Origin of the sequence: uncultured Brevundimonas sp. (genome assembly GCF_937870815.1) — a bacterium.
Classification (GTDB): Bacteria; Pseudomonadota; Alphaproteobacteria; order Caulobacterales; family Caulobacteraceae; genus Brevundimonas.
This window is the reverse complement of record NZ_CALMZS010000089.1, coordinates 1-11,349: the sequence shown is the minus strand read 5'-3', so window position 1 is coordinate 11,349 and position 11,349 is coordinate 1. Positions and strand designations below refer to the sequence as shown.

At 71.0% G+C, this 11,349-nt stretch carries 10 protein-coding genes and 1 tRNA gene; 5 read left to right on the top strand and 6 right to left on the bottom strand.

The window, feature by feature from the left end; translation table 11 throughout:
* A partial coding sequence (locus tag Q0588_RS05650) for an SIMPL domain-containing protein (RefSeq protein ID WP_298744534.1) occupies positions 1 to 494 on the bottom strand: 494 nt, incomplete at its 3' end.
* Positions 495 to 693: 199 nt separating this feature from the next.
* Between Q0588_RS05650 and Q0588_RS05645 the strand changes: the two genes are divergently transcribed.
* A tRNA-Ile gene (locus Q0588_RS05645) sits at positions 694 to 766 on the top strand.
* Here Q0588_RS05645 and Q0588_RS05640 read toward each other — a convergent pair.
* Together Q0588_RS05640 and Q0588_RS05635 are read right to left on the bottom strand one after the other, a co-directional pair.
* Positions 764 to 2,251, bottom strand: coding sequence for a hypothetical protein (locus Q0588_RS05640; RefSeq protein WP_298744532.1), 1,488 nt, complete (start codon positions 2,249 to 2,251; stop codon positions 764 to 766). The two genes, Q0588_RS05645 and Q0588_RS05640, sit on opposite strands and share 3 nt — an antisense overlap.
* A gap of 16 nt (positions 2,252 to 2,267) precedes the next feature.
* Positions 2,268 to 3,749 (bottom strand): tetratricopeptide repeat protein, encoded by a 1,482-nt coding sequence (locus Q0588_RS05635; protein WP_298744530.1) that lies wholly within the window; start codon positions 3,747 to 3,749, stop codon positions 2,268 to 2,270.
* 263 nt (positions 3,750 to 4,012) lie between these two features.
* Between Q0588_RS05635 and Q0588_RS05630 the strand changes: the two genes are divergently transcribed.
* The 4 genes from Q0588_RS05630 to Q0588_RS05615 all read left to right on the top strand — a co-directional run bounded on the left by Q0588_RS05630 (position 4,013) and on the right by Q0588_RS05615 (position 7,341).
* Positions 4,013 to 4,507, top strand: coding sequence for a GAF domain-containing protein (locus Q0588_RS05630; RefSeq protein ID WP_298744528.1), 495 nt, complete (start codon positions 4,013 to 4,015; stop codon positions 4,505 to 4,507).
* 92 nt (positions 4,508 to 4,599) lie between these two features.
* The gene (locus Q0588_RS05625; protein WP_298744526.1) at positions 4,600 to 5,274 is read left to right on the top strand and encodes an SDR family NAD(P)-dependent oxidoreductase; all 675 of its coding nucleotides are present in this window, start codon (positions 4,600 to 4,602) and stop codon (positions 5,272 to 5,274) included.
* Entirely contained in the window at positions 5,274 to 6,131 is an 858-nt protein-coding gene (locus Q0588_RS05620; protein ID WP_298744524.1) for a CoA ester lyase, read from the top strand. Before Q0588_RS05625 ends, Q0588_RS05620 begins: the two co-directional genes overlap by 1 nt.
* Positions 6,132 to 6,198: 67 nt before the next feature.
* Positions 6,199 to 7,341: a beta-ketoacyl-ACP synthase III gene (locus Q0588_RS05615; protein ID WP_298744522.1), complete on the top strand. Its 1,143-nt coding sequence runs from the start codon at positions 6,199 to 6,201 to the stop codon at positions 7,339 to 7,341.
* 3 nt (positions 7,342 to 7,344) lie between these two features.
* Here Q0588_RS05615 and Q0588_RS05610 read toward each other — a convergent pair whose 3' ends face one another.
* From Q0588_RS05610 to Q0588_RS05600, 3 genes are all read right to left on the bottom strand, one after another.
* Positions 7,345 to 7,722, bottom strand: a complete 378-nt coding sequence (locus Q0588_RS05610; protein ID WP_298744520.1) for a RidA family protein — start codon at positions 7,720 to 7,722, stop codon at positions 7,345 to 7,347.
* Between the two features lie 8 nt (positions 7,723 to 7,730).
* Entirely contained in the window at positions 7,731 to 9,356 is a 1,626-nt protein-coding gene (locus Q0588_RS05605) for a M28 family peptidase (RefSeq protein ID WP_298744518.1), read from the bottom strand.
* Positions 9,357 to 9,449: 93 nt separating this feature from the next.
* On the bottom strand, positions 9,450 to 11,105 hold the full coding sequence (locus tag Q0588_RS05600) for a M28 family metallopeptidase (RefSeq protein ID WP_298744516.1): 1,656 nt from the start codon (positions 11,103 to 11,105) through the stop codon (positions 9,450 to 9,452).
* Between the last annotated feature and the right edge of the window lie 244 nt (positions 11,106 to 11,349).

The window sequence follows — 11,349 nt, the reverse complement described above, 5'->3', positions numbered from 1 at the left end:
TCGGCGGTCGTGCCCACGGCGTCGAGGTCGTTGATGATCACCGTCACCCGGTTGTTGGCCTGGTAGCCGCGCAGCCGAGGCGGTTCGTTCTGGACGTAGTCGTACTGGGCCGACAGGTTGAGCCCCGAGGTCTGCACGTCGCGCTCGGCGACGCCGGCCCGGCGCAGGGCGGCCATGACCTGGTTCATGCGGGCGGCGTTCCGGCTCATCGCCTCGGCGGCGGTCGGGGCCTCGGTGACCACGCCGAAGCCGATCGTCGCCATGTCCGGGGCGGCCTTGACCTCGCCATGGGCCGACAGGTTCAGCGACGGGCGCTCGGTCACCGCCTGGATGGTCAGGGGCGCGCCGCCGCCGGGCTGGGACTGGGCGAAGGCGGCCGGCGCGGCCAGGGCCACGGCGGCGGCGGCCAGCAGGCCCCCGCTGATCAGCAGGACGCGGTCCGACAGCGCCGGCAGGGCGGCGGCCTGGGCCCGGGGAGCGGGGGAGCGGGTCATGAAATCATCTCCTGAGGCGGGGCGGTCGATCGAAGGATTTCCGGGCCGTGACGCCACCTTGGCCGTTCCTGTCTGAACCAACGCATGGCCCCGGTGGGCGGGTTCCATTCATCGGCGTGAAATCGGCGACGTCCCGGCCCCGTCCACGGCGCTTGGCAAGTCGGCGCGCCGCCTGCTAGGCCACCGGAACCGCCACGGCGGGCCCGTAGCTCAATGGTTAGAGCCGACCGCTCATAACGGTCTGGTTGCAGGTTCGAGTCCTGCCGGGCCTACCGGCGCCAGCCTCCGCGCCAGCGGTCGTCGCCGCGCGGACGATCCCGGTAGATGTAGCCGCCGTCGTAATCGTACCAGCCGTAGCCGTCCAGGAAGCGGTCGTAGCCGTCCAGCGAATAGCCGTCGTCGTGGTATTCGAGGCCGAGCAGGCCGTCCTCGTCGTCCCACCAGTCGCGGGGATACGGGCCGGAGGCGCACTCCCAGCCCTCGCCGCTCTGCCAGTAGGGTTCATGGCGGCCGCGGTAGCGGTTGTAGAATTGGGGGCGGCAGAGATAGGGGGAATAGACGAGGTTGCCGCGCGCCTGGACGTTGGCGCGGCCCTCGCGGTAGATCACCTGGCGTACGCCGGCGAAGACGTTGTTGATCACCACGGCGCTGCCCGAGGCGGCGGCGACCCCGACCGTGCCGGCGCGGATGCGGCTGTCGGTCAGTCGCAGTTCGCCGTTGTAGAGCACCACCCCCTTGTCGGACCGGCCGATGCGGCTGTTGCTGATGTCGACCGAGGCGCCTTCCACGGCCACGCCCTCGACATAGCCGACGATGGCGGTGTTCTCGACCTCGACCCGGCCGTAGTCTCGTCCCGAGCGCACGGTCAGGCCTATGGAGCGGGGGCCGAAGGCGTTGGGCGCGCCGGTGCCGATCATCGTGGTCGAGGCGATGCGCGAGGCCTGACCCCCGCCGGGGATCAGCTCCATGCCCGACTGGGCCCCGGCCACGGAAACCTCCCAGGCGTTCAGCACCGCCCCGTCGGCGACGATGGCCGGGGCGATGGTCTGGGCCTCGATGACGGTGTTGCGCACATCCAGCAGGCCGCCGTCGACGTAGATGGCCGCTTCGTCGCCGGCGTGGCGCAGGCCCACCCGGTTCATGATGATCTCGGCGCCGTAGCCGACGATGCAGGCCGCTTCCCCGGCTCGGGGCGAGGCGAACACCATGTCGCGGATCTCGACCCGAACGCCCTGGGCCACGGTGATGCACGGCAGGCCGTCGGGCGCCTGCAGCGTCGCATGGCCGGCGCGGGCCCAGTCGCGCGGATCGAAGCCACCCTCGCCGATGATGGTCAGCGGCTTGTCGATGTTCAGCCAGCCGACGCAGGAGCCGGCGCGGGCGCGGATCATCAGGGTGCCGCCCGGGCGGACCCGGCGCACCGCATCCTCGACGGCGCCGGAGCCCGGATTGCCGCCGCAGTCGACCAGGACGATCTCCTCGCCGCCGGGCTGATGGTGCGGATAGTCGCGCCCCCAGTCCGGGCGGTGACGGCGATAGTCGTAGCGGCGGTGGTGCGAACCGCGATTGCGGTGGCTGCGCGTCGGCGGGTCCAGCAGCAGGCCGAAATTGGGCCGGGTCTGGCTCTCGACCTTGGCGGCGACCTGCGCCTGGGCCTGCGAAGCCTGGGACAGCGCGGCGCCCGCCACGGCCGCCGCGACGACGGCGACGGCGACGACGGCGCCGCGGAACCGGGCGAGGGGGAAACGGATCGACATGGGGTCCACGCCCTCCTTAACGGCGCTGCTGGGAACGGGAGACCTGGGCCAGCACGGCCTGCAGGCGGGCCGCCGACGGGCCGAAGCCGGACAGGGCGGAATCGATGCGCAGGGCCACGGCCTGGGCCTTGTCCTGGTCCGCCACCCCCGAGACGCCGAGCGCGAAATAGCTCGACATGGCGAATTTGGCCTCGGGGCTGCCCTGACGGGCGGCCTCGTCGAACCACTTGAAGGCGCGGGCGTAGTCCGCGGGCACGCCGATGCCCTCGGCGTACATCACCGCCAGCACCAGCTGGGCCTCGGACGAGCCGTTGACGGCGGCCAGCTGGATCGCCCTCACCCGCTCCAGATGGGACAGCCGGCCCTCCATCGGATGGCCGAGCATGGCCTCCAGCGTCTCGATCTGGCGCTTCGACAGATCCTCGGGCCGCTGGGCGACGGTCTCGGTGATGCCGAGGTAACGCAGCGCCCGGCCGACGTGGACGAAGGGCAGTTCGGCCCCCATCCGGGTCAGGGCGTATTCATAGGCGTCGCCGCGCGGACGGCTCTCGTCGGAGAACGGCACGCCCGAGGCCGGCGCCTCATTGGGATAGAATTCGAACGGCGGCGTCCACTGCCGGGCCTTGGCCTCGACGAAACGGCTGTACTGGTCCCGGCTGGGCGCGGACCTCTCGAAATCCTTCATCAGGACATAGGCCCCCACGTCGCCGGTCTGCACCGCCAGATAGTTGTAGAGGTAGGCGTCGACATCGTTGCGGGGGAACAGGCTGGTCGCCGATCGATAGCCGCGGCGGCGGTCGCGGCCGTCGGGACCGCCGGGATTGCGACCCCAGGCCTCGCGCGCCTCGCGGTTGTCCTCCGGCTCTCCGAACGGGCCGTACAGGCCGTCATGCAGCCGGGCCAGGGTGCGGAAGCCCTCGGCGTCCTGGGTCGACAGGATGTAGACGACGCGGTCGCGCACCGCCTCCTGCTCCTCGCGGGTCATCTGGCCCAGCTGGCGGTCGAGCCGCTGATAGGCCATGTGCCGCTCGAAGGCCCGGCAGTCGTCGTATTTCGACAGCGGCCGCCAGCCGCCGAAGCCGCCCCGGTCGACCCGGTTGATCGGCGCATAGCCTTCGTCATTGGCCAGGGCCATGGCGTACCAGGTGGCGCTCTCGATCGGATCCTCGATGTTCTTGTCCGTGGCGCGGACGGCGGCATAGCGCGATCCCAGCTCCAGCTGGGCGAAGAAGTCGCCGCGGAAGGCGGCGCGGCGCAGCGCGCGCAGCCCGGTCTCCTGGGCGTTGAACTCCGATCCGGCCAGCGAAGCCGGTCGCGGACAGGCGTTGGAGGCCGCGTCGGTGCGCTGCCAGAAGCGGATGCCGGACCCCCGATCGCCGCAGGACCCCATGCCCAGGGCGATGAGCGCCAGCACGCCGGCGATCGCGGCGATGGCTACGGGGCCCCGCGACCGGTCGAACCGGCCGCGGTCGGTCTTGTTCGCCTCGCCCTCGCCCATGGACCCCTCGCACTACTGGAGCGGGCGCGCCCCGGCCCGCCCGTTAAGTTTGCGCGACCGGGACAGTCCGGTCCAGTTCACCGTCTGTCAAGGTTAACGCCGTTTCGAGAGAAAGCGTTGCCGGACCGCGGCCATTTTGTGACTCCACCGGGGTTGTCCACCAGAATCAGCAGGTTGAGATTCTCCCGACAGGCGAAATCTTCCCCCCTCGCGGCGCCCGGCGAGGGCGTCTATATGGCTCGGACCGTCGAGGAGCCCGCCCCATGTCCTACGTCGCCCGCGACGACCGCCCGGCCGACAAGGCCGCCCGCTACGCCGAGGTCGAGGCGGAGATTCTCGCTGTACTCGAAGGCGAACCCAACCTCGGGGCGCGCATGGCGACGGTCGCCTCGATGCTGGCCGACGCCTTCCCCGGCTTCTTCTGGACCGGGTTCTACGTCGTCGATCCCGAGCGGACGGGCGAACTCGTCGTCGGTCCCTACCAGGGCACGCTGGGCTGCCTGCGCATTCCCTTCGGCCGCGGCGTGTGCGGTGCGGCGGCGCGCGACCGCGCGACCCAGGTCGTCGACGACGTGCACGCCTTCCCCGGCCACATCGCCTGCGACAGCCGCTCGGCCAGCGAGATCGTCGTGCCGGTCCTGGATCGCACCGGAGAGCTGATCGCCGTGTTCGATGTCGACGCGACCGAAAAGGCGGCCTTCGACACGGTGGACGCGACGGCGCTGGAGCGACTGCTGGCGCGGGTGTTCGCGTCCTGATCATCTGCTAGAGCCTGATTCACGGCCTCGGCCATGCGGACGGGCGGCCGCCGCGACCCAGACCCCGGCGCGACAAGTCAGGAGAGTTCCAAATGACCCGCACCCTCGTCGTCACCGGAGGCTATGGCGTTCTCGGCCGCGCCATGCGCGAGGCCGCCCTGGCCGACGGGCTCGACGTCGCCGTCATCGACCACGCCGCGGGGCCGTCCGCGCCCGACGGGGTCCTGGAACTGGGCGGCGTCGACCTGACCGACGCCGCGGCGGCCGAAGGGGCGATGGCCGCCGTGATCGACCGTTTCGGCCGGATCGACGCGCTGCTCAACGTCGCCGGCGGCTTCGTCTGGCAGCCCGTCGACGCCGAGCCGCCGGCCTGGGACCGGATGTTCGCCCTGAACCTGACCACCGCCCTGAACGCCACCCGCGCCGCCCTGCCCGCCCTGAGGCGGTCGCCGGACGGCCGGATCGTCAATGTCGGAGCCAGCGGCGCCCTGAAGGCCGCCGCTGGGATGGGCCCCTACGCCGCCGCCAAGTCGGGCGTCCACCGCCTGACCGAAAGCCTGGCCGAGGAGCTCAAGTCGACATCCGTCACCGTCAACGCCGTGCTGCCGTCGATCCTCGACACCGAACAGAACCGCAAGGACATGCCCGACGCCGATCCCGCCAGATGGGTCCGGCCGGCCGACCTGGCCCGCGTCATGCTGTTCCTCGCCTCGCCGGAGAGCCGGGCCGTCACCGGGGCGCTGATCCCGGTCACGGGCCGGGTCTGATGCAGCTGGTCCGCTCGGTCCTCTACCTGCCCGCCAGCAATCCCCGGGCGATCGAAAAGGCGCGGGGCCTGGACTGCGACGCGGTGATTCTCGACCTCGAGGACGCGGTCGCGCCCGACGCCAAGCCGGCCGCCCGCGCCGCCGCCGCCGAGGCCGTCGCGGCCGGCGGCTTCCGCGCCCGCGTCGGGGTGCGGATCAACGGCCTCGACACGCCCTGGGGCGGGGACGACCTCGCGGCGCTGGGCGGGCTGCGGCCCGACTTCGCCGTCGCGCCCAAGGTCGAGAGCGCCGCGGCGGTGCGCGAAGTGGCGGCCCGGCTGCCGGGGGGCGTCGCCCTGTGGGCCATGGTCGAGACCCCGCTGTCGGTGCTGCGCCTCGACCAGATCGCCGGGGCCGGGCCGCCGCTCGCCGCCCTGATGCTGGGGACCAATGATTTCGGCGAGCGCATGAACCTGGTGCTGGATCCCGGGCGCGAACCGCTGAAGCCGTGGCTGGCCGCCGTCGTCGCGGCCGCGCGCGGCCATGGCCTGCTGGCCATCGACGGCGTGGTCAACGCCACCGACGACGCCGACCGGCTCGAGGCGGAATGCCGGCAGGGCCGCGCCTTCGGCTTCGACGGCAAGAGCCTGATCCACCCGGACCAGATCGCCGCCGCCAACCTGGCCTTCTCGCCCTCGCCGGAAGAGGTCGCACGGGCCCGCGAGATCGTCGCCGCCTTCGCCGCCGCCGACGCCGAGGGCAAGGGGGCCATCCGGATCGGCCGCCGCATGGTCGAGCGGCTGCACCTCGCCGCCGCCCATCGCCTGCTGGCCCGCCACGAGGCCGCCTCGACCTGCGCCCCGGACGGGCCTATCTAGTCCGTTCACAAACAGGACCTGCGCGCCGACGGCGCGGGGCCGAACCAAGGACAGGGCTCGCCCGAGAATGACCAAAGCCGTCATCGCCGCCACCGGCCTGTTCACGCCCGAACAGTCGATCTCCAACGAAGAACTGGTCGCGGCCTACAACGCCTTCGCCGCCCGTTTCAACGAGCAGCACGCGGCCGGCATCGCCGCCGGGGACCTCGAGGCCCTGACCCCGTCCTCCGTCGAGTTCATCGAAAAGGCCTCGGGCATCAGGTCGCGCTTCGTGATCGACAAGGCCGGCGTGCTCGACCCGGCCCGCATGGGGCCGCACATCCCCGAGCGCGCCGACGACGAATTGTCGGTGCTGGCCGAAATGGCGGTGAAGGCCGCCCGCGACGCCATCGCCGCCTGGGGCAAGCCGGTATCGGAGATCGGCGCCGTGCTCTGCGCCGCCTCGAACATGCAGCGCCCCTACCCGGCCATGGCCATCGAGGTGCAGCAGGCGCTCGACATCGAGGGCTTCGCCTTCGACATGAACGTGGCCTGCTCCTCGGCCACCTTCGGCATCAAGACCGCCGCCGACTTCATCGCCTCCGGCTCGGTCAAGGCGGTGCTGATGGTCAATCCGGAAATCTGCTCGGCCCACCTCAACTTCAGGGACCGCGACAGCCATTTCATCTTCGGCGACGTCGCCACCGCGGTGATCATCGAGGCGGAGGACCAGGCCGTCGACGGCTGGGAGATTCTGGGCACGCGGCTGAAGACGGTGATGTCCAACAACATCCGCAACAATTTCGGCTTCCTGAACAAGGCCGCCCTGCCGACCGGCGGCGGCGAGCCCGTCCCTCCGAGCGGCCTGACCGACAAGATGTTCGTCCAGCAGGGCCGCAAGGTGTTCAGGGACGTGGTGCCGATGGTCTCGGACATGATCGTCGACCACGCCGCCGATCTCGGCCTCGACCCCGCCGGCCTCAAACGCCTGTGGCTGCACCAGGCCAACATCAACATGAACCAGTTCATCGGCCGCAAGGTGCTGGGCCGCGAGCCGACCCCGGAGGAGAATGTCGTCATCCTCGACGACTACGCCAACACCTCCTCGGCCGGCTCGATCATCGCCTTCCACCTCCACCACGACGGCTTCGCCCCCGGCGACACCGGCCTGATCTGCAGCTTCGGGGCCGGCTATTCGGCCGGCACCGTGTTCGTGCGGAAGCGGGCGTAGGCCCTACGCCGCCGCCACCGCCTCGATCTCGACCAGCCAGGCCTCGTCGAAGATGCCGGTGACGATCACCGTCAGGGCCGGCTGCCGACCCGCCAGCCGGCGCAGCCGGATCTCGCGGTTCTCCAGCGCATGGCGCCGGTCCGACAGGAAGGTCGTCACCTTGACGAGGTTGTCCAGGGTCATCCCGGCGGCGGCGAGCTGGGTCTCGACATTGTCCCAGACCTGCTCGCACTGGCCGGTGAAGTCGGCGGCCAGGGAGCCGTCGGGCGCCACCGGAATCTGGCCGGACAGGTAGAGCCAACGGCCCGGCCCGGTCACCTCGACCGCCTGGGGATACGAGCCCTCGACCGGCGGCGAGCCGTCGCCGGTCAGGGGCCGCATCGTCAGGCTCACTGGCGCGCCGGGGCGGTGCGCGCTCGCACCTGTGCGAATTCCGAGGTCGGCTTCCAGCCGGGCCAGTCCCCGCTGTTCGCGAGGTCCAGACCGAGATGGTACAGCAGCGTCAGGTTCTCCACCGCCGAGGTGAGGTTCCAGTCCGCCGACCATTCGTCCGACGGCTTGTGATAGACGGCCGCAAACCGGGCGCGCCAGGCCGCCTCGCCCGCCTCCCGGCCGCCCTCGACCCAGTCCCAGCCATGCCACGGCATGATCGCCGGCACACCCGCGCGCGCGAACGGGAGATGGTCCGAGCGATAGTAGAAACCCTCCTCCGGCATGCCGTCGTCCGAGACGTAGCGCCCCAGCGGCGCGGCCAGGGCCTGCAGCCGGTCCTCCAGGTCGGTCTGACCCTTGCCGAAGATCGGCACGTCCCGGGTCGGACCCGACAGGGGCAGCATGTCGATATTTATGTCGGCCACCGTCGTCTCCAGCGGGTACACCGGATCGGCGACATAGCCGTAGGCGCCTATCAGGCCCATCTCCTCGGCCGCCATGTGGGCGAAGACGATCGAGCGCTCCGGCCGGGGGGCGCGGCTGAGCTGGCGCGCCATCTCGACCACGCCGGCGGTGCCGGAGGCGTTGTCCCAGGCGCCGTTGAAAATCTTGTCGCCCAGGCTATCCGGGTGCTGGGCCTCGCCGCCGACGTGGTCCCAGTGCGCCGAATAGATGACCGTCTCGTCCGGGCGTTCCGTTCCCGGAATACGAGCCAGCAGATTGTGCGTGACCAGGGTTTCGCTGGTCTCCCGCATCTCCGCGCTCAGGGTGACGCCGTTCAGCGGCACGGCCTTGAAGGCGCCGGAGTCGATGCGGGTCAGCCCGTCGATGTCGAGGCCGGCGGCGGCGGCCCACTGCAACGCCACGTCATGGTTGACGGCCATGGCGAACTCGAGGTCTGCGGCGCCCGGCGTCAGGGTGCGCGTGCGGCTGCCGAACTGCGTCGTCCGGCGCCACATCGGCGAATCCGCCGTGTGGCGGACCACGGTGACGAGACCGACGGCGCCGCGGCGGAAGGCCTCGTCGGCCTTGTAGGCGCCGGATTCGTAGTTGGTGCCGTAGGCGCCGTTGAACAGCGCCCCCGGGGGCTCGCCGCCGACCACCACCACGACCTTGCCGCGCACGTCGATGTCGCCGTAGTCGTCCCAGTTTCGCTCTGGCGCGGTGATGCCGTAGCCGGCGAATACCAGCGGGGCATCGGCGATCGAGGCTTGCCCGTCATTGGTCGCGGCGCGGAGCGTCACGTCCTCGCCCACGATCAGCGGATGGACGGCGCCGTCGGGCCCCGTCCAGCCGGCGCTGGCGGCACCCTCGACCGGCGTGAACCGCTCCAGGCGGACCGGCTGCAGCCACTGGCCGTCCGGCCCGCCCGGCTCGAGGCCCATGGCCTCGTACTGCGACTGCAGCCACGCCAGCGTCATCCGCTCGCCCGCCGAGCCGGGATAGCGGCCCTGGAATTCGTCGGCGCTGATGGTGCGGACGTCGTCGCTGATCCGCCGGGCGGAAAAATCCTGTGACAGCGCCGCGCCGGCGCCCAGCAGCAGGCCGGCGACGACGGCGCCGCTGGCGAATGCACGAAACATCAAGGGCGCTCCATCCCGAAAACGGATGCACTCTAGGGCGGGTCCGACAGACCGCTCGTTAAGTTTTCGTCATCTCCCCGGCCGGGGCGGATGTCAGCGGCGGGCGGCTTCGCTCGCCGCCCGCGCGGGACCGAATTCCGACCCCGGCTTCCAGCCGGGCCAGGCGCGGCTGTTCGCCAGGTCGCGACCGATCCAGTAGGCGACCTCAAGGTCCTCGACCTGGCCGGCCAGATCCCAGTCGGCCGACCATTCGTCATCGGCCTGATGGTAGCGCTTGGAGGTGTATTCGTCGCGGGCGGCCTCGCGCGGCTCGACCGGCGGATCGCGAAACTCGCCGCCGCCCTCGGCGTAGGCCATCGGCACGCCGCGTTTGGCCAGGGGGAAATGGTCGCTGCGGAAATAGCTGCCGGCGGCCGGATTGGCGTCGGGGGCCGCGCTGCGGCCCTGACGCGCCGCGGCGGCGGCCAGCAACTCGTCCAGCTCCGACTGGCCGTGTCCGATGACGCCCAGGTCGGCGACGCGGCCGTAGACGTTCATGGCGTCCATGTTGAAACCGGCCACGGTGGTCTCCAGCGGCCAGATCGGGTTGGCGGCGTAGTATTCCGAGCCCAGCAGGCCGCTCTCCTCGGCGGTGAAGCTGATCATCACGATCGACCGCTCCGGACGCGGACCGGCGCCCCAGACGCGGGCCAGCTCCAGCAGGCCGGCGGTTCCGGTGGCGTTGTCGACCGCGCCGTTGAAGATGGCGTCGCCGTTGGCGTCGGGCTCGCCCACGCCGATGTGGTCCCAGTGGGCGGTGTAGAGGACGGTCTCGTCCGGGTGGGTGGTTCCCGGCAGCCGGGCGAGGACGTTTCTCGTGGTGATCTGGCTGGTGCTCACGTCGAACATGCCGCTGAAGCTCGCGCCCGGCAGCTCGACGGGGCGGAAGTCGCGGCTGCGCGCCTGGACCTTCAGCGCGTCGAAATCCAGCCCCGCCTTGCGGAACAGATCGACGGCCACGTCGCGCTGGATCCAGCTCTCCATCTGGACCCGCTCGGCCGCCGCGTCGTCGCGGACGATGTCGAACTGCGGCGCGGTCCAGCTGTTGGCCACCGTGGCCCAGCCGTAGGACGCCGGCGCGGTCTCGTGGACGACGATGACGCCCGCCGCGCCCTGCCGCGCCGCCTCCTCATACTTGTAGGTCCAGCGGCCGTAGTAGGTCATCGCCCGGCCGTTGAAGGTGTTCAGTTCCGGCTGTTCGAAATCGGCGTCGTTGACCAGCACGACGATGACCTTGCCGCGTACATCGACATCCTTGAAGTCGTCCCAGTTCCGCTCCGGCGCCTTGATGCCGTAGCCGACGAAGACCAGGGGGGCGTCGCTCAGCATCACATGCCGGCCCGGCAGCCGGGTCGAGATCACGATTTCCCGGCCCTGGGCCATGGGGATGGTCTCGCCGGCGACCTCGAAGGCCGCCTGCGTCTCCGACACGGTGAACCGGTTCAGCGTCACATTCTGGGTCCAGCCGCCGTTCTCGCCCCCCGGCTGGAAACCGGCCGCGGCGTATTGTTCGCTGAGGTAGCGCACGACCATGTCCTCGGCCGGCGTGCCGATGCCCCGGCCCTGGAAGCTGTCGTCCGACAGCACCCGCGCATGTTCGGACAGCCGCGCGGCGTCGAAGGCCGCAGCTGCAGGCTCGGCGGCGACGGTGGCGCAGCCGGAAATCAGGGCGCCGGCGGCGAGCGCGGCGGCGGTCGAAAGGAGACGCATGGACGGAAACACCCTCAGCCGGAAGACAACGGCGGGGACGTTAGGGCGTCGATCCGCCCGTGTCGATCACCGCACGACGGATATTCGCCCGCCGCGCCCCTTCGCCGGCCCTCGCCCGCTCAAAACCCGCCGGCGCTGGGGCCCCGGCGGGTTCGTTCGTGAGCGGAAAGCGGCTCCCTAGTGGGCGACGCCCTTCCAGATGCGGCGGTAGCTGACGTAGGTCACGCCGGCGAACAGGAACAGG

Excerpts from the sequence above, each read along its gene's own strand:
- Q0588_RS05640 (WP_298744532.1), bottom strand. The coding sequence starts at position 2,251 with ATGTCGATCCGTTTCCCCCTCGCCCGGTTCCGCGGCGCCGTCGTCGCC.
- Q0588_RS05635 (WP_298744530.1), bottom strand. The coding sequence starts at position 3,749 with ATGGGCGAGGGCGAGGCGAACAAGACCGACCGCGGCCGGTTCGACCGG.
- Q0588_RS05630 (WP_298744528.1), top strand. The coding sequence starts at position 4,013 with ATGTCCTACGTCGCCCGCGACGACCGCCCGGCCGACAAGGCCGCCCGC.
- Q0588_RS05625 (WP_298744526.1), top strand. The coding sequence starts at position 4,600 with ATGACCCGCACCCTCGTCGTCACCGGAGGCTATGGCGTTCTCGGCCGC.
- Q0588_RS05620 (WP_298744524.1), top strand. The coding sequence starts at position 5,274 with ATGCAGCTGGTCCGCTCGGTCCTCTACCTGCCCGCCAGCAATCCCCGG.
- Q0588_RS05615 (WP_298744522.1), top strand. The coding sequence starts at position 6,199 with ATGACCAAAGCCGTCATCGCCGCCACCGGCCTGTTCACGCCCGAACAG.
- Q0588_RS05610 (WP_298744520.1), bottom strand. The coding sequence starts at position 7,722 with ATGCGGCCCCTGACCGGCGACGGCTCGCCGCCGGTCGAGGGCTCGTAT.
- Q0588_RS05605 (WP_298744518.1), bottom strand. The coding sequence starts at position 9,356 with ATGTTTCGTGCATTCGCCAGCGGCGCCGTCGTCGCCGGCCTGCTGCTG.
- Q0588_RS05600 (WP_298744516.1), bottom strand. The coding sequence starts at position 11,105 with ATGCGTCTCCTTTCGACCGCCGCCGCGCTCGCCGCCGGCGCCCTGATT.